Origin of the sequence: Rothia sp. L_38 (assembly GCF_050689125.1) — a bacterium.
Taxonomy (GTDB): domain Bacteria; phylum Actinomycetota; class Actinomycetes; order Actinomycetales; family Micrococcaceae; genus Rothia.
Genome location: NZ_JBOEQD010000006.1, coordinates 145,993 through 162,410 on the forward strand (window position 1 = coordinate 145,993; position 16,418 = coordinate 162,410).

Consider the following 16,418-nt stretch of genomic DNA (forward strand, 5'->3'; position numbering starts at 1 on the left):
TCCATGACTGCTACCCCCTCCAACCGAGATTCCCTTCCCGTCACACCCGGCAAGATTATCGCCGTGCACGTGGCCTACGAATCGCGTGCAGCTCAGCGCGGGCGGCGTCCGGCTCAGCCCTCCTACTTCTTCAAGCCCACCAGCTCCCTGGCCGGCTCCGGTGCCCCCGTTGAGCGTCCGGAGGGTACCGAACTCCTTGCCTTTGAGGGAGAAATTGCCCTGGTCATCGGCACCCCTGCCCGCCACGTTTCCCTCGAAGACGCCTGGAACCACGTCGCCTATGTGACTGCCGCCAACGACCTGGGTATCTACGACTACCGCCCCGCCGACAAGGGCTCCAACGTGCGGTCCAAGGGCCGTGACGGCTACACCCCCCTTGGCCCCGGCCTCATCGACGCCCGTACGGTGTCAGAAGACCAGCTACGCATCCGCACCTGGGTTAACGGCGAACTCGTACAGCAGGACGACACCGCCGCGGCCAACATGATCTTCCCCTTCTCCCGGTTCGTCGCCGACCTCTCCCAGCACATGACCCTCGAAACCGGCGACGTCATCCTGACAGGCACCCCCGCAGGCTCCTCCGTCATTGTTCCCGGCGATGTCGTCGAAGTGGAAGTAGACGCCCCCACCGCCCCCGGAGCCCCCACCTCGGGCCGTCTCGTTACCCCCGTTATCGCAGGTCGAGGCGACTTCAACGAGTCCATCGGCACTCTACCCGCCGTTGACGAAAAGCAGACCGAAGAGGCCTGGGGCTCCCGCGAAGCTGCCGGGTTCCCCCCGCTGGAAGAACAAGAAAACTTGCAGGCCGCGTCCGCTCTGACCCCCGAACTCCGCCGCCTCCTGCAGGCCGTACCCACTGCCGGTCTATCGGCCCAGCTCCGCGCTCGCGGTCTCAACAACGTCGTTATTGAGGGCGTCTACCCCCAGACCCCCGGCACCAAAATCGTTGGCACCGCCAAAACCCTGCGCTTTGTGCCCAACCGCGAAGACCTCTTTAAGGCCCACGGCGGTGGCTACAACGCCCAAAAACGCTGCTTTGACGAGGTGGCCGAAGGAGAAATTATCGTCATTGAGGCCCGCGGGGAGTCCGGCTCCGGCACCCTGGGCGACATCCTGGCCCTGAGGGCGAAAGGACGCGGGGCCGCCGGCGTCATCACCGATGGCGGGGTGCGCGACTACGCGGCTGTCAAAGAAATCGGCCTGCCCGTCTTCACCCAGGGTCCCCACCCCGCTGTTCTGGGGCGTAAACACGTGCCCTGGGAAGTCGATGTGGCGGTGGCCTGTGGAAACGCCACCGTCCTGCCTGGCGATATCATCGTTGGTGATGACGACGGAGCCATCGTCATCCCGCCCGCTATCGCAGCCGAAGTTGCCCAAGCCGCCTTCGAAAAAGAACAGGAGGACGCCTGGGTCGCCGAACAGGTTGCAGCCGGTCACCCCGTCGATGGGCTCTTCCCACCCACCGGTAGCTGGAAAGAAAAATACAAAGCCTGGCTAGCTCAGAACCCACCAGCTCAGCCCTAACCCGCTAGGAACCACCGTGAACATCGATCTCTACCCCGGGCAGCCCATGCAGGTGACCCTCAACTACGAGAAGGGTCTATCTAAAGCCGAGACTGCCTACACCTGGGTCCGCGAAAAAATCGTGAACGGCGATTTTGCAGCTGGCCACCGCCTGGTGCTGGCCTCTATCGGCCGTGAACTCGATATGTCGGTGGTTCCTGTGCGAGAGGCTATCCGCCAGCTTGAAGCAGAAGGCTTGGTCACCTTCGAACGGAACGTAGGTGCCAGGGTCGCCATGGTTGATAGCTCCGCCTACGTGGAGAGCATGCAAACCCTTGGCATTCTAGAAGGGGCAGCCACCGCCCTAGCCCTGCCCCACCTGACCGCTGAAGACATTGCTGCGGCTCGCGACTACAACCGGCAGCTTGCCACCCTCCTTGAAGACTTTGACCCCAAAACCTTCACCGACCTCAACCACCGGTTCCACCAGGTTCTTACCCACCGCTGCCCCAACCAGCACCTCGTAGACCTGGTCGGGAGCGAATGGAACCGCCTCGGCAACCTGCGCGAATCAACCTTCTCTTTCGTGCCCGGCCGCGCTGCCGAATCGGTGGCAGAACACGAACGAATCATTGACCTCATCGACCGTGGCGAGTCAGCCCAGGCCATTGAACAGGCCGTGAGAGAACATCGCCAAGCGACCCTCACTAGCTACCTCAGCACCATCCCCGAGCCGGTATAACCAGCCCACCGGCGTCCGCCCCTCACACCGTACAAAGGAGTTACCCGTGAGCACCACTGAAACCACCCCCTCACCTGCTAAGCCCGCCGGCCTTCCCGAGCGTATCCAGCACTACATCAACGGCCAGTTCGTCGACTCCATCGACGGCGAAACCTTCGACGTGCTCGACCCCGTCACCAACCAGCCCTATATCCAGGCTGCCTCGGGCAAGAAAGAAGACATTGAGGCTGCCGTCGCCGCCGCCCGCACAGCCTTCACCGAAGGCCCCTGGCCCCGCATGCTTCCCCGCGAACGCGCCCGCGTGCTCATGAAGATTGCCGACATCGTCGAATCCCGCGAGGACGCCCTTGCCCAGATGGAATCCTTCGACTCCGGCCTGCCCATCACCCAGGCCAAGGGCCAGGCCCGTCGCGCCGCCGAAAACTTCCGCTTCTTTGCCGACCTCATCGTCGCCCAGACCGACGACGCCTTCAAGGTCCCCGGCCGCCAGGTCAACTACGTCAACCGCAAGCCCATTGGCGTCGCCGGCCTGATCACCCCCTGGAATACCCCCTTCATGCTGGAGTCCTGGAAGCTAGCCCCCGCCCTGGCAACCGGCAACACCGTCGTCCTCAAGCCCGCTGAATTCACCCCCCTTTCGGCCTCCCTCTGGGCCGGAATTTTCGAAGAAGCAGGCCTACCCGCAGGCGTCTTCAACCTGGTCAACGGCTTCGGTGAAACCGCAGGTGACGCCCTGGTCAAGCACCCCGACGTCCCCCTCATCTCCTTCACCGGCGAATCCAAGACCGGCCAAATCATCTTCGCCAACGCCGCCCCCTACCTCAAGGGCCTCTCCATGGAACTCGGTGGCAAGTCCCCGGCCATCGTCTTCGAAGACGCCGACCTCGAAACCGCCATCAACGCCACCATCTTCGGCGTCTTCTCCCTCAACGGCGAACGCTGCACCGCAGGCTCCCGCATCCTGGTCCAGCGCAGCATCTACGACGAATTCGTCGAACGCTATGCTGCCCAGGCCAAGCGCGTCAAGGTCGGCCTGCCCTCAGACCCCGCCACCGAAGTCGGCGCCCTGGTGCACCCCGAACACTACGAAAAGGTCATGTCCTACGTAGAAATCGGTAAGACCGAAGCCCGCCTCGTCGCCGGAGGCGAACGCCCCGCCGACTTCCCCGAAGGCAACTTCGTCCCCCCCACCGTCTTCGCCGACGTCGCCCCCGACGCCCGAATCTTCCAGAAAGAAATCTTCGGCCCCGTCGTCGCTATCACCCCCTTCGACACCGACGAAGAAGCCCTAGAACTCGCCAACAACACCAAGTACGGCCTCGCCGCCTACATCTGGACCTCCAACCTGCAACGCGCCCACAACTTCTCCCAGGCCGTCGAAGCAGGCATGGTCTGGCTTAACTCCAACAACGTCCGCGACCTCCGAACCCCCTTCGGTGGCGTCAAAGCCTCCGGCCTCGGCCACGAAGGCGGCTACCGCTCCATCGACTTCTACACCGACCAGCAGGCCGTCCACATCAACCTCGGCGAAGTCCACAACCCCGTCTTCGGCAAGGCCGACTAATACCCACCCCACCTCCGCGGCCGCCGGGTGCGCACCGTAGCCTCCCGGCGTCCGCCCCACCCAAGAAAGCAAAAACCCATGTCACCTACCTTTGTTGACTACCCCGTCATCGTTCCCGACGAGAACGCCCCCGACATCGTCCGCTGCGCCTCCATGGAACTGGTCGTCACCGACCTCGAACGCTCCCGCAACTTCTACGTCGATGTGCTCGGCCTGGTCGTTACCGAAGAAGACGACAACACCATCTACCTGCGCTCCCTGGAAGAATTCATCCACCACAACCTGATCCTGCGCAAGGGTGACGTTCCGGCTGTGGCGGCTTTCTCCTACCGCGTCCGCACCCCCGAAGACCTCGACAAAGCCGAAAAGTTCTACACCGCCCGCGGCTGCGACGTCCGCCGCAAGAAGGACGGCTTCGTCAAAGGCCTCGGCGACTCCGTGCGCGTGCTCGACCCCCTCGGCTTCCCCTACGAATTCTTCTACGACGTCGACCACGTCGAACGCCTAGCCTGGCGCTACGAACTCCACACCCCCGGCGCCCTCGTCCGTCTCGACCACTTCAACCAGGTCACCCCCGACGTCCCCAAAGCCATCGAATACATGGAAGACCTCGGCTTCCGCGTCACCGAAGACATCCAGGACGAAGCCGGCACCTCCTACGCCGCCTGGATGCGCCGTAAGCCCACCGTCCACGACACCGCCATGACCGGCGGCGACGGCCCCCGCATGCACCACGTCGCCTTTGCCACCCACGAAAAGCACAACATCATCGCCATCTGCGACAAGCTCGGCGCCCTGCGTCTCTCCGACCACATCGAACGCGGCCCCGGCCGCCACGGCGTCTCCAACGCCTACTACCTCTACCTACGCGACCCCGACGGCCACCGCGTCGAAATCTACACCCAGGACTACTACACCGGCGACCCCGACAACCCCCGCGTCACCTGGGATGTCCACGACAACCAGCGCCGCGACTGGTGGGGCACCCCCGTTGTCCCCTCCTGGTACACCGACGCCTCCCGCGTGCTCGACCTCGACGGCAACCTGGTACCCCTGGTAGAGCGCACTGATGACTCCGAAATGGAACAAACCATCGGCGCCGACGGCTTCTCCTACACCCGCGCAGGCGAAGAAGACATGCCCGACTGGAAGAAGGGCGAATACAAGCTGGGGCACCAGCTGTAGGGGTTTTCTATGCTCACCAAAGAACAGCTCACCAAAATTGCTGATGACTTGGCCGAGGCCGAGGCCAATCGCACCATGATTCCGCGCCTGACGGCCACCTACCCCGACATGACCGTTGAGGACTCCTACGCGGTGCAGAACATGTGGCGGGCCCGGGGCGAGGCTGCTGGCCGCCGCCTTATCGGCCGCAAAATCGGGCTGACCTCCAAGGTTATGCAAGAGGCCACCGGCATTACCGAACCCGATTACGGGGCGATTTTCGCCGACCAGGTTTACGAAAACGGCTCGGTTATCGAGCACTCCCAGTACTCCAACGTGCGTATTGAGGTTGAGCTGGCTTTTGTGCTCAAGGACGACCTGACCGGCCCCAACGTCACTATTTTCGACGTGCTGCGGGCCACCGAATATGTGGTTCCAGCCCTAGAGATTCTGAGCTCCCGCATCGAGATGGAGGGCCGCACCATCGTCGACACCATCAGCGACAACGCTGCCCTGGGCGCCATGGTCTACGGGGGCAACCCGGTTGACCCGGCCTCTATTGACCTGCGCTGGGTTTCAGCCCTGCTCTACCGCAACGAGCAGATTGAAGATACCGGGGTAGCCGCCGCCGTCCTTAACCACCCGGCCAACGGTGTTGCCTGGCTGGCCAACAAGCTGGCTGCCCACGGGGATTCCCTCACAGCCGGTGAGATTATTCTGGCCGGTTCTTTCACCAAGCCCATGTGGGTGCACCTGGGTGATACCGTCCACGCCGACTACGGGGACTTAGGGGCAGTAACATGTCGCTTCGTCTAGAGCCCCCTTTCGGTCGGTACCTACAGACCCTGGGCCGCCCGGCAGCGGGCATGTGGGTTTGCTCGGGTTCGCCGGTGGCCGCTGAAATCTGCGCGGGCTCCGGCCTGGACTGGCTGCTCATTGACGGTGAGCACGGGGTTGTCAGCCTGGAGACTGTGCAGCAGCTTCTGCAGGTCATGGCCGCCTACCCGGTGCAGACAATGGTGCGCCTGCCCTCCCTGGACGTTGTCGCTGTTAAGCAGTTCTTGGACGCCGGTGCCCAGAACCTGCTCATTCCCATGGTCGATACTGCCCAGATGGCCCAGGACGCGGTCGCTGCTACCCGTTACCCCCCGGCGGGGGTGCGCGGGGTGGGGTCTGCCCTGTCCCGTTCAGCCCGTTGGGGCGGGGTGCCCGGCTACCTGACTGAGGCCGAGAAGTACATTTCGCTTTTTGTGCAGATTGAGTCGGCGGCTGCCGTGGCGAATGCTGAAGAGATTTGTGCGGTGGACGGCCTGGCCGGGGTTTTCATCGGGCCCTCAGACCTGGCTGCCTCGATGGGGTTGCTGGGCCAGCAGAACCACCCGCAGGTGGTGGATGCCGTGAAGCGGGTTATCGAGATAGCTCGTGCTGCCGGGGTGAAGGTTGGCGTGAATGCCTTTGACCCGGCGCAGGCAGAGGACTACCTGGCTGCCGGTGCTGATTTTATTCTGGTGGCTGCTGACGTGCAGCTTCTGGCTTTAGAGTCTAAGAAGCTGGCTGCCCGCTTTGTCCAGGACGCCACCCCCGGCTCCGCCGACGTAGGATACTAGGTACCTAGTCAGAAAGGATTGATGGAGTCTACCCAGGATATGCCTCTGGCTGCCTTTGAGGGTTACTTGCTGGAACATAATCTGGTGGGTGGTGAACCTCAGGTGGTGACGATTACTTTCCATATGACTAGATGAACGGGGCAGGAATGGCCTGGAAGTCATGATTTGGTTTTACTCGCTCATCAAGAAGTCTTATGTGCCGATGCAGGATATTTTTTGGACTGACTACTAACTCTACTTTTCACACATGTAACATGAAGCTCATAGGGTGATTCACACCAGCCATCGCGTAAGTAGCTTCGTTGAGAGTATGCTTCGCCCCAGATTTTTGAATAAACCTCAGCGTTATTTTTGAAATATCTGTGGGCGGGCTGAATCTGCGCCCGCCTAATACCTAGAATGATGAAAGTAAATATTCAATCTAGGAGGGGAGCACTGTGTCGTCTACCGCTATCTCTGAAGAAGTTGTCCAGAAAGTCTTAGATTTTTACAAGAACAAGGAAATCCACCGCCGTATTCATGCCGACCGGGTCCCTAACTTCTGGTCCATTATTGAATATGGCCGTAAGTCCTACGAGACCCGCTATTCCCGTATGCTGCGATGGCTTCTGGACCCGACTGAAAACCACGGGCTGAAGGACAGGTTCTTCAAGGCCTTGATGAAGGAAATCAAGGGTGAAGGTCTACCTCTAATGGACCTTAAGAAAACTAAAACAGAAACCGAGGCTTTGGCCAATCTCGATATTCTCTTTGTCTCTGAAGACCCCAAGCTGACCCTAACCATTGAGGCAAAGCACTATGCAACGGAGCACAGCTCTGGCGAGTACGACTCTCAGTTAGAGAAGTATTTTGACGCAATCCACAAACAGTACCCCGACTACCAGAATCACTTTATCTACCTCACCATTGCTGGAAATCCGCCTGAAAAGACCGATAGGAACAAGGACAAGGACTACCTCCAGCACTATAAGACTCTCAGTTTTGAGCAGCTCTCCGAACTCCTAATCGATCTTGAGCAGGCTGCGGAGTCTTTGGACACAGCCAAGATTATTCGTGATTTCCGCTGGGACGTGAAGAAATCAATCGAAAATCATGACTCTAATGTTCGGGAAATCGTTGAGAGCTACGGCTTCAAGGAGGTCCGGGGACAGCTAGTAGCATTCAGTAGCTATCTTGAAGGTGAAAGCGATGAGTTCAGAGAGGACATTGAACGGAAGCTTCCACAGGATATTCAAAAGCGTTACCTGGTAGAAGCTATTAGTCTGATTCTGGATAATATCAGTCTCCAAGATCATACCCCCTCACCTGTAGCACAGAAACTCGCCGGGATGATTTTTAAAAAGCTCACTGACGCTGAAAAGACCTTGGAACTCAAGGAACTCCTGGGGGAAGAATTCGATGACTTTATCTATAAGAAGGCACAATCAACCCGGCACCCCGGTCAGGGCGTGCGCTTGAAGCTGGCCGATGCAGACTACTTCTACAGTATTTATCTCTCTAGCGGCAAGGCCAAAAAGAACCAAAAGAACAAGGAACGCAAGACCATTTTCCCCAACGACGGAATACATATCGATATGTATCATCTTGATGCAGAGAAAAAGGAACCTGTGGGCGTGCGCCTCAACCCCGATAACTTCCGGATTGATATTCGGGATCTGCTTCAGCACAAGAGCTACTCCTGCCTCGGTATTGAGGATGTAGCAGACTTCCTCACCTCCGAGGAAAAGGTGCAGCACTTCCTGGACAGCCTGCCTAAGTACCTGGCTGAGTCCATCAAGGAACGCAAGAAGCAGCTAACTTCCTAGTCCTAGGGTAGAGAAACAGCCTACCCTCTGAGACAAAAGAGTGGGCTTTTACCCGGTGGATAACTGTTGACAGCGGTGTCCCCGGTAGGCCAAACCGATGAGTGGAAGTACCTCGGCGCAGGTTCTACCGTGCTTGTTTCTTCGAGACCAGAGCAGTAAGTAATAGCCCTGGCTACAGCAAAGATCAGGGGCAGGATGCATACCTAAGAGTATGAGGAAATCAGCCCCAATATTAGGGTCTGAAGATTCGCGCACACTTCCGTCAATGAGGCGGCTTATTCATAAGGAGTAGAACCTGTCAGGTAGATAACGGCTCCGCCGACGTGGGCTACTAGGGCTGAATCCAGCGTCCTTGCTCCTCGGTGAAAGTAAGAAAAAACTTCATGAGCACGTGCAAAGAACGTACTCATGAAGTTTTCTCTTACTCTCGATAAAAAGCTACTTACCCCGAAAAACCGGCGTCCGCTTCTCCGTGAAAGCCGCGAACCCCTCGGCGTAGTCCGCAGAGGAGCACAGGTCGCCCTGGGCCTTGTTCTCAGCTTCAATAGACTCCCAGAGGCCCACCCGGGCGTCGCGCACCTGGGCCACCAGCTGCTTCGATGCCACAAAGGCCCCGGTTGCCCCAGCCGCCACCTTGGCCACCTTCTCGCGGGTAAAGTCCAAGAGCTCCTCGGCGGGAACAGCCCGGCTAAAGAGCCCAGCAGCCACCGCCTCAGCCCCAGAAATCAGGTCAGCCGTATAAATCAGGTCCAGGGCCCGGTGGGCACCCAGCCGCTCCACAAAGAGGGCGTGCCCACCAGAATCCAGGGTGGCGCCCAGATTGGCAAAGGGGGAGCCAATCTTGGCGTTCTCAGCCACATAGACCACGTCCGTCGCAATAGCCAGACCCAGCCCAACGCCCAGGCAGGGGCCTTGCACCGCCGCGAAAGTCGGGGCAGGGAAGGTGCTTATCTTCTTCAGCAGCGGGGTTACCTGACCGGCCAGGTAGCCGTAGGCGTCGTCCTCAGCAGGCACCAGACCGGCGATGTCGCGCCCGGCGCAGAAACCGCGCCCCTCCCCGCGCAGAAGCAGGGCGCGGACGCCTGCCGCAGCCGCCTCGTCGTAGGCGGCAGAAAGCTCGGCCAGGGCAGCCTCGTTCACGGCGTTCATCTTTTCGGGGGCGTTCAGCACAACCTCGGCAACGGCGCCCTCAATGGTCAAATCAATCAAGGCTACACCCTTCCTAAGCGTCGAAGTCCACGGTCACGGCGTCGGAGCAGGGGCGGGTCTGGCAGGTGAGAATGTAGCCGGCCTCGACCTCGTCCTTTTCCAGGGCGTAGTTTTCTTCCATCTTCACGTCACCTGAAACAACCTTGGCGCGGCAGGTTCCGCAGACGCCACCGGCACAGGCGAAGGGCACATCAGCACGCACGCGCAGGGCGGCGTTAAGAATGGTTTCGTTGGCAGAGATGGGGGACTCAACGGAGGACGAGGTGCCGTCCAGGTTGAAGGAAATAGCGTAGTTGGCACCAGACGGGTCAGCTTCCACGGCCCGGCCCTGCTGGCCTGCGGGGGCTTCAGGCTTGCCGGTGGTGAAGAGTTCGAAGCGGACGTCGTCCTCGCGCACACCGCGCTCGGCTAGGGTGTCGCGGCAGAGCTGCACCAGCTCGAAGGGGCCGCAGAGGAACCACTCGTCGGCCTTGTCCACCTGAATGACGTGGTCCAAGATAGCGTTGAGCTTCTCATCGTCGATGCGGCCGCTCATGAGCGGATTGATCCGCTGTTCACGCGAGAGCACATGGTGGACGGCGAAGCGGGTGGGGTAGCGGTCCTTGAGGTCGCCGATTTCTTCGGCGAACATGACGTCCATGGCGGACTTGTTGGCGTAGACCAGGTCAAAGGTGCTGGTGGGGCTGGCTTTGAGCACGGTGCGGGCGATGGCGATGATGGGGGTGATACCGGAACCGGCGGCGAAGGCGACCATGTGCTCACCCCCTGCCGCGGCGGCGTCCTCAGCGATTTTGTCGGGGTCGTTGAGGCTGGTGATGGTGCTCTTGGAGACGAAGGCACCCTGGGGGTTCATGACGTCAATCTGGTAGCCGGGTTCGAGGGTGTCGTTGGCCCAGTTGGAGAAGAGGCCGCCGAAGTCGCGTTTGATGGCCACGCGGATTTCGCCGGGGACGGGCTCGGCGCAGATGGAGTAGGAGCGGCGGACTTCTTGCCCGTCAATCTGGGCGCGTAGGGCGACGTACTGGCCGGGCAGGTAGTCGTAGTCGGCGGCGAGTTCGTCGGGCACAGCGAAGGTGACTTCAACGGAGTCTTTGGTGAGTTTACGGACGCCCGCCACGGTCAGCGTGTTAAAGGTGGCGCGGCGGCGGGTGCTGGTGTCGGTCATGGCGTCTTCCTCGGGTCTAGTGAATCTTGAAGTAGTCGAAGGGCTCGGAGCAGGCCTGGCACTGGTAGAGGGCCTTGCAGGAGGTGGAGCCGAAGCGGGTGAGTTCGCGGGTGGCCAGGGAGTGGCAGCGGGGGCACTTGACGGCCAGACCCAGGCTTACGGGGCCCGCGGCAGCTGTGCCGGTGGGCGGGGCGATGCCGTACTCGGCAAGGCGGGCCTTGCCGGCCTCGCTCATCCAGTCGGTGCTCCAGGCGGGGGAGAGGACGGTTTCAACGCGCGGGGCCGGGTAGCCCTGGTCGGTGAAGACCCGGCGGACGTTGGTGGTGATAGCGTCCATGGCCGGGCAGCCGGAGTAGGTGGGGGTGATGACAACCACCGGCTGGTCGCCCTCGTAGCGGGTGGCCCGCAGAATCCCGAGGTCTGCGGTGGAGAGAACTGGGATTTCGGGGTCGGCTACGCGGGCGGCAAGTTCCCATAAGGCGGAGTCAGAACCGGCCGGGGCGGGCACAGAGCTCTCGGTTTCTAGGGCTGGAGCGGTGTAGCCGGAGTCGGCGTCGAAGCCAAAGCTGAAGTCGACTCCGGCGCTGGCCTGCTCGCTGGTGAGAGAGTCGCCCTGGTGCTGGTGGGGCGGACGGTTGCTGCGGCTATTCACGGGGCACCTCCTTGTGCTGGCCTACTGGGAATTACCAGGTGGCGCCGGGGTGGGCGCGGGCCAGGACCTGCATTTCTGCCAGGATGTGGCCGCGGGCCTCGCTCATGACGCCGGAGCGGTCGCCGCCGCGGGCCTGGGGCACGTCGGGTACCTTCAGCTGGGCTTCTTCGATGATGGCGTGCAGGCGCTTTTCGAAGTTCTCGCGCAGGGTGGAGGGGAGCACGGCGATGCCCGGTAGGGCCGCTGCGTCGTCGAAGTCGTAGAAGAGTTCGTCGATGTAGGGCCACATGTAGTAGAGGCCCTCTTGCATGCGGCGGTTAGATTCTTCGGTGCCGATGCCCAGTCGCAGAGCCCAGGCGGTGGCGTGGTCCTGGTGGTAGGCGACCTCTTTGAGGGCCTTGGCTGCGATGGCGGCCAGGGTGGGGTCTTCAGACTTCACCAGGGCTGAGTAGAGCTCGTACTGGTAGTAGCTGAAGATGAGCTGGCGGGCGATGGTCTGCCCAAAATCACCGTTTTCTTGTTCTGCCAGGCGGGCTGAGCGGAACTCTTCTTCGTCGCGGAAGTAGGCCAGATCGTCCTCGGTCTTACCCCAGGCGGTACCCGCGTAGGTGAGGAAGAAGCGGGCGTGGCCGATCAGGTCGAGGGCGATGTTGCCCAGGGCGATGTCTTCTTCGAGTTCGGGGGCCCGGGAAATCCAGTGGGCCAGGCGCTGGCCCAGCATGAGGGCGTCGTCGCCCAGGGCCAGGGCGTAGCGGGCTACCTCTTCGCTGGCCTGCACACCGGAAGCTGCGATATCTTCGGCGACGATGGATTCGCCCTCGCTGTGGCGGGTCGCTGATTCGAAGGATGCGTAACTCATAGGTGCTTTACCCCTTCGCTCTTGGTGTAGTAGGTGGCGTGGCGGTAGCTCTTGCCCTGGGATGATTCAAAGAAGCCGCCCTTGGAGTCGGGATCGGAGGCCAGGATAGCTTCGGCGGGTACAACCCAGACGCTGGTGCCCTCGTTGCGGCGGGTGTAGAGGTCGCGGGCGTTGCGCAGGGCCATGGTGGCGTCGGGGGCGTGCAGGGAGCCTGCGTGCACGTGGGAGAGGCCGCGGGATGAGCGGACGAAGACCTCCCAGAGGGGCCATTCGTTGGATTCTGGCAGATGGGCGATGTTCTCGGTCATGGTTAGGCTCCTAGCAGTTCGGAGTGCTGTTCTGCGGTTTTGCGGGCGTATTCGGCGGCGGCTTCGCGCACCCAGGCCCCTTCTTCGTGGGCGGCACGGCGGCGCTGCATGCGCTGGACATTGCAGGGGCCGTTACCCGAGATGACGGAGTTGAACTCGTCCCAGTCCAGGGGCCCGTAGTCGTAGTGGCCGCGTTCTTCGTTCCATTTGAGGTCGGGGTCGGGCAGGGTGAGGCCGAGGGCCTCTGCCTGGGGGACCAGCATGTCGATGAAGCGCTGGCGTAGTTCGTCGTTGGAGAAGCGCTTGATGTTCCAGGCCATGGACTGCTGGGAGTTGGGGGAGTCGGCGTCCGGCGGGCCAAACATCTGTAGGGCGGGGCCGTAGAAGCGGTTGACGGCGTCCTGGGCCATTTTCTTCTGGGCAGGGGTGCCGTGGGAGAGTTCGTAGAGGATTTCCCAGCCCTGGCGCTGGTGGAAGGATTCTTCCTTGCAGATACGCACCATGGCTCGGCCGTAGGGGCCGTAAGAGGCGCGGCAGAGGGGCACCTGGTTGCAGATAGCGGCCCCGTCGACCAGCCAGCCGATAGCACCCATATCTGCCCAGGTGCGGGCGGGGTAGTTAAAGATAGAGGAATACTTAGCGCGGCCTTCGAGCAACTGCTCATTGAGGATGTGGCGGGGGGTGCCGAGGGTTTCGGCAGCGGAGTAGAGGTAGAGGCCGTGACCGGCTTCGTCCTGCACCTTAGCCATGAGAATGGCCTTGCGCTTGAGGGAGGGGGCGCGGGTAATCCAGTTGGCTTCGGGCTGCATGCCGATGATTTCGGAGTGGGCGTGCTGGGAGACCTGGCGGGTGAGGGTCTTGCGGTACTTTTCGGGCATCCAGTCGCGGGGTTCGACGCGGGAGTCGTCGGCGATGAGCTTGTCGAAGTAGGCCTGCTCGGCTTCTTCGTTGAGGACGTTCTCGCCCGCCTGGGCGGGGGCGTCGGCGACGGGGGAGAGGTCGGGGTTCTTCGTCGTTGAAGTCATGTCTGGCTCCTTGCGGGTGCGGGCTGCTCGGGGCGAGGCAGCCCCATCTGCGCTAATTACTGACCGTTCGTTCAGAATATAGTCTTGAGCGCATCATGGTCAAGCGTAATCTTGGGATTGGCCTCTATGCACCCGTCTAATTTTTCTGTATCGTGTGAGCTGATGCACAGAAATCTGTGCGCCCTCATGGAAGGAGGCTTCGATGACGAAGCAGTTAACCCACTACGTCGGCGGCGCCCATCGCCCCGGAACCTCAGGTCGTTTCGCCGATGTCTACAACCCCAGCACCGGCCAGGTGCAGGCCCAGGTGCCCCTGGCGTCCGCTGACGAGGTGCGCGATGTTATCGCCAACGCCGCAGAAGCCCAGGCCAAGTGGGCTGCTACCAACCCCCAGAAGCGCGCCCGTATTCTGCACCGCTTCGTGGACCTGGTCAACCAGAACGCCGACGAACTGGCCGAGATGCTTTCGCTCGAACACGGCAAGACCGTAGCCGACGCCCACGGTGATATCCAGCGCGGCCTTGACGTCGTCGAATTTGCCACCGCCGCCCCCCACCTGCTCAAGGGCGAATACTCCGACTCCGTAGGTACTGGCATCGACGTGTACTCCATGCGTCAGCCCCTGGGTGTGGTCGCTGGTATCACCCCCTTTAACTTCCCGGCCATGATTCCCCTCTGGAAGTGCGGCCCCGCAATCGCAGCCGGTAACGCCTTCGTCCTTAAGCCCTCAGAACGTGATCCCTCCGTGCCCCTGCGCCTGGCTGAGCTCTGGACCGAGGCCGGCCTGCCCGACGGCATCTTCAACGTGGTCAACGGCGATAAGGAGGCCGTTGATACCCTGCTCGATGACCCCCGCATTAAGGCCGTCGGCTTCGTTGGCTCCACCCCCATCGCCCAGAGCATCTACGAGCACGCCGCCCGCACCGGCAAGCGCGCCCAGTGCTTCGGCGGTGCCAAGAACCACCTGATCATCATGCCCGACGCAGACCTCGACCAGGCGGCCGACGCCCTAATCGGCGCAGCTTTCGGCTCTGCCGGTGAACGCTGCATGGCTATCTCGGTGGCCGTGCCCGTTGGCCAGGCCACCGCTGACGCCCTGGTTGAAAAGCTGGTCGAGCGCACCAAGACCCTCAAGGTCGGCCACGCCCTTGACCCCGAGGCAGACTTCGGCCCCGTCGTTGCGGCCAGCGCCCTCGAACGCATCGAAGGCTATATCGCCGCCGGGGAGAAGGAAGGCGCTGAGCTACTGGTGGACGGACGCGGCGTTAAGGTCGAAGGCCACGAGGGCGGCTACTACGTCGGCGCTACCCTCTTCGATAAGGTCACCACCGATATGTCCATCTACCGCGAAGAAATTTTCGGCCCCGTCCTTTCCGTGGTGCGCGTCGATGACTTTGAAGATGCCCTGGCCCTGCCCACCAACCACGAGTTTGGCAACGGCGTTGCCATCTACACCCGCGACGGTGATACCGCCCGCGAATTCGCCCGCCGCGTCGATGTGGGTATGGTAGGTGTGAATGTGCCGATCCCCGTGCCGATCGCCTACTACACCTTCGGCGGCTGGAAGGCCTCCGGCTTCGGCGACCTCAACCAGCACGGGCCCGACGCCTTCCGCTTCTACACCAAGACCAAGACGGTAACATCCCGCTGGCCCTCAGGCATTAAAGAGGGCGCCAGCTTCGTCATGCCCACCGGCAACTAAAGGAGGCCCACCGTGACCGATACGCCCGGCACCCAGCCGACCGAGAGCGTCCTGACCGAAAAGCGCGGCAGCCTGGGGGTTATCACCCTCAACCGCCCGCGCGCGGTCAACGCCCTCAACGCCGAGATGATGGAGCTGATGAACGCAGCCCTGGACGACTTCGAACAGGACGCCGGCATCACCGCCGTGCTCCTGCGCGGCGCCGGTGAACGGGGTCTTTGCGCAGGCGGTGACGTGGTAGCCCTCTACAAGGCCACCGGCGAAAACCCAGATCAGGGCGTGGACTTCTTCCGAGTGGAATACACCCTGGACCTGCGTATTTCCCGCTACCCCAAGCCCTTCATCTCCCTCATGGACGGCCTGGTGCTGGGCGGCGGCGTGGGCGTCTCAGCCCATAGCTCCCACCGCATCGTCACCGAACGCACCCGCACCGGCATGCCCGAAACCGTCATCGGCTTCTGCCCCGACGTGGGCGGCCTCAACATCCTGGCCCGCGCCCCGCAGAACCTGGGCACCCTCATGGCCGTCACCGGCCTGCACGTGACCGGGGCGGACGCGCTCGCCGTCGGCATGGCTGATTATTTCGTGCCGTCTGAGAAGCTTGATGACCTGGTCGCTGCCCTTGAGAAGGTCGAGGGGGCGGACGCCGTCACCCGCGTTATCGAGGGCTTTGCAGCTGACGCACCTCCCTCCCAGCTCGTGGAGAACGCCCACTGGATTGAGGGTGCTTTTGCCGCCGATACCGTTGAGGAGATCCTTGAGAAGGTCCAGGCGGTGGCTGATTCGGGGGCGGACGGCGCCGAGTTCGCCGGTACGGTTCTGGCGGCCCTGCAGAAGAATGGGCCGACCGGCATGAAGGTGGCCCTGGAGGCCGTGCGCCGGGCCGGTAGCCAGAGCCTGGCAGAAACCCTGAACCAGGACTTTGTGACCTCCTGTAACGCCCTGGCCCATCACGATATGCGCGAGGGTATCCGGGCCCAGGTGGTCGATAAGGACCGCAACCCGCAGTGGTCCCCTGCCAGCCTGGCGGAGGTCTCGCGCGAGAGCATCCTGGCCTTCTTCACCCCCACGAAGGCGGGGGAGCTGGGGCTAGCCTAAAGACGCAGTTACCCC

General features: G+C 61.9%; 15 protein-coding genes. 9 read left to right on the forward strand and 6 right to left on the reverse strand.

The window, feature by feature from the left end; genetic code table 11:
- Positions 1-3 precede the first annotated feature (3 nt).
- The 7 genes from ACRCJM_RS06355 to ACRCJM_RS06385 all read left to right on the forward strand — a co-directional run bounded on the left by ACRCJM_RS06355 (position 4) and on the right by ACRCJM_RS06385 (position 8,385).
- Positions 4-1,524 carry a fumarylacetoacetate hydrolase family protein gene (locus ACRCJM_RS06355; protein WP_431464248.1) on the forward strand — a complete coding sequence of 507 codons (1,521 nt, stop codon included), beginning with the start codon at positions 4-6 and terminating at the stop codon, positions 1,522-1,524.
- A 46-nt stretch (positions 1,525-1,570) separates the two neighbouring features.
- Positions 1,571-2,245 (forward strand): GntR family transcriptional regulator, encoded by a 675-nt coding sequence (locus tag ACRCJM_RS06360; RefSeq protein ID WP_431464282.1) that lies wholly within the window; start codon positions 1,571-1,573, stop codon positions 2,243-2,245.
- Between the two features lie 46 nt (positions 2,246-2,291).
- Complete coding sequence (gene hpaE / locus ACRCJM_RS06365) at positions 2,292-3,809, forward strand: 5-carboxymethyl-2-hydroxymuconate semialdehyde dehydrogenase (protein WP_431464249.1); 1,518 nt, start codon at positions 2,292-2,294, stop codon at positions 3,807-3,809.
- Between the two features lie 78 nt (positions 3,810-3,887).
- Positions 3,888-4,994 carry a 3,4-dihydroxyphenylacetate 2,3-dioxygenase gene (gene hpaD, locus ACRCJM_RS06370; protein WP_431464250.1) on the forward strand — a complete coding sequence of 369 codons (1,107 nt, stop codon included), beginning with the start codon at positions 3,888-3,890 and terminating at the stop codon, positions 4,992-4,994.
- Between the two features lie 9 nt (positions 4,995-5,003).
- On the forward strand, positions 5,004-5,789 hold the full coding sequence (hpaH, locus tag ACRCJM_RS06375) for a 2-oxo-hept-4-ene-1,7-dioate hydratase (RefSeq protein WP_431464251.1): 786 nt from the start codon (positions 5,004-5,006) through the stop codon (positions 5,787-5,789).
- On the forward strand, positions 5,774-6,580 hold the full coding sequence (locus ACRCJM_RS06380; RefSeq protein ID WP_431464252.1) for an HpcH/HpaI aldolase family protein: 807 nt from the start codon (positions 5,774-5,776) through the stop codon (positions 6,578-6,580). The genes hpaH and ACRCJM_RS06380 overlap by 16 nt, the downstream gene beginning before the upstream one ends.
- Positions 6,581-7,017: 437 nt before the next feature.
- A complete protein-coding gene (locus ACRCJM_RS06385; RefSeq protein WP_431464253.1) occupies positions 7,018-8,385 on the forward strand; it encodes a PD-(D/E)XK nuclease family protein in 1,368 nt (455 codons plus the stop codon).
- Positions 8,386-8,823: 438 nt separating this feature from the next.
- Here the strand turns inward: ACRCJM_RS06385 and ACRCJM_RS06390 are convergent, their stop codons facing one another.
- The 6 genes from ACRCJM_RS06390 to paaA form a co-directional block, all read right to left on the reverse strand.
- A complete protein-coding gene (locus tag ACRCJM_RS06390; protein ID WP_431464254.1) occupies positions 8,824-9,594 on the reverse strand; it encodes an enoyl-CoA hydratase/isomerase family protein in 771 nt (256 codons plus the stop codon).
- Between the two features lie 13 nt (positions 9,595-9,607).
- A complete protein-coding gene (gene paaE / locus ACRCJM_RS06395; protein WP_431464255.1) occupies positions 9,608-10,759 on the reverse strand; it encodes a 1,2-phenylacetyl-CoA epoxidase subunit PaaE in 1,152 nt (383 codons plus the stop codon).
- A gap of 16 nt (positions 10,760-10,775) precedes the next feature.
- On the reverse strand, positions 10,776-11,267 hold the full coding sequence (gene paaD, locus ACRCJM_RS06400) for a 1,2-phenylacetyl-CoA epoxidase subunit PaaD (protein ID WP_431464283.1): 492 nt from the start codon (positions 11,265-11,267) through the stop codon (positions 10,776-10,778).
- Between the two features lie 175 nt (positions 11,268-11,442).
- Entirely contained in the window at positions 11,443-12,270 is an 828-nt protein-coding gene (paaC, locus tag ACRCJM_RS06405; RefSeq protein ID WP_431464256.1) for a 1,2-phenylacetyl-CoA epoxidase subunit PaaC, read from the reverse strand.
- On the reverse strand, positions 12,267-12,578 hold the full coding sequence (gene paaB, locus ACRCJM_RS06410; protein ID WP_135013116.1) for a 1,2-phenylacetyl-CoA epoxidase subunit PaaB: 312 nt from the start codon (positions 12,576-12,578) through the stop codon (positions 12,267-12,269). The genes paaC and paaB overlap by 4 nt, the downstream gene beginning before the upstream one ends.
- A gap of 2 nt (positions 12,579-12,580) precedes the next feature.
- Positions 12,581-13,603: a 1,2-phenylacetyl-CoA epoxidase subunit PaaA gene (paaA, locus tag ACRCJM_RS06415; protein WP_377127032.1), complete on the reverse strand. Its 1,023-nt coding sequence runs from the start codon at positions 13,601-13,603 to the stop codon at positions 12,581-12,583.
- Positions 13,604-13,805: 202 nt separating this feature from the next.
- Between paaA and ACRCJM_RS06420 the strand changes: the two genes are divergently transcribed.
- On the forward strand, positions 13,806-15,305 hold the full coding sequence (locus ACRCJM_RS06420; RefSeq protein WP_431464257.1) for a CoA-acylating methylmalonate-semialdehyde dehydrogenase: 1,500 nt from the start codon (positions 13,806-13,808) through the stop codon (positions 15,303-15,305).
- Positions 15,306-15,317: 12 nt separating this feature from the next.
- The gene (locus ACRCJM_RS06425; protein ID WP_431464258.1) at positions 15,318-16,403 is read left to right on the forward strand and encodes an enoyl-CoA hydratase/isomerase family protein; all 1,086 of its coding nucleotides are present in this window, start codon (positions 15,318-15,320) and stop codon (positions 16,401-16,403) included.
- The last annotated feature ends 15 nt before the right edge of the window (positions 16,404-16,418 follow it).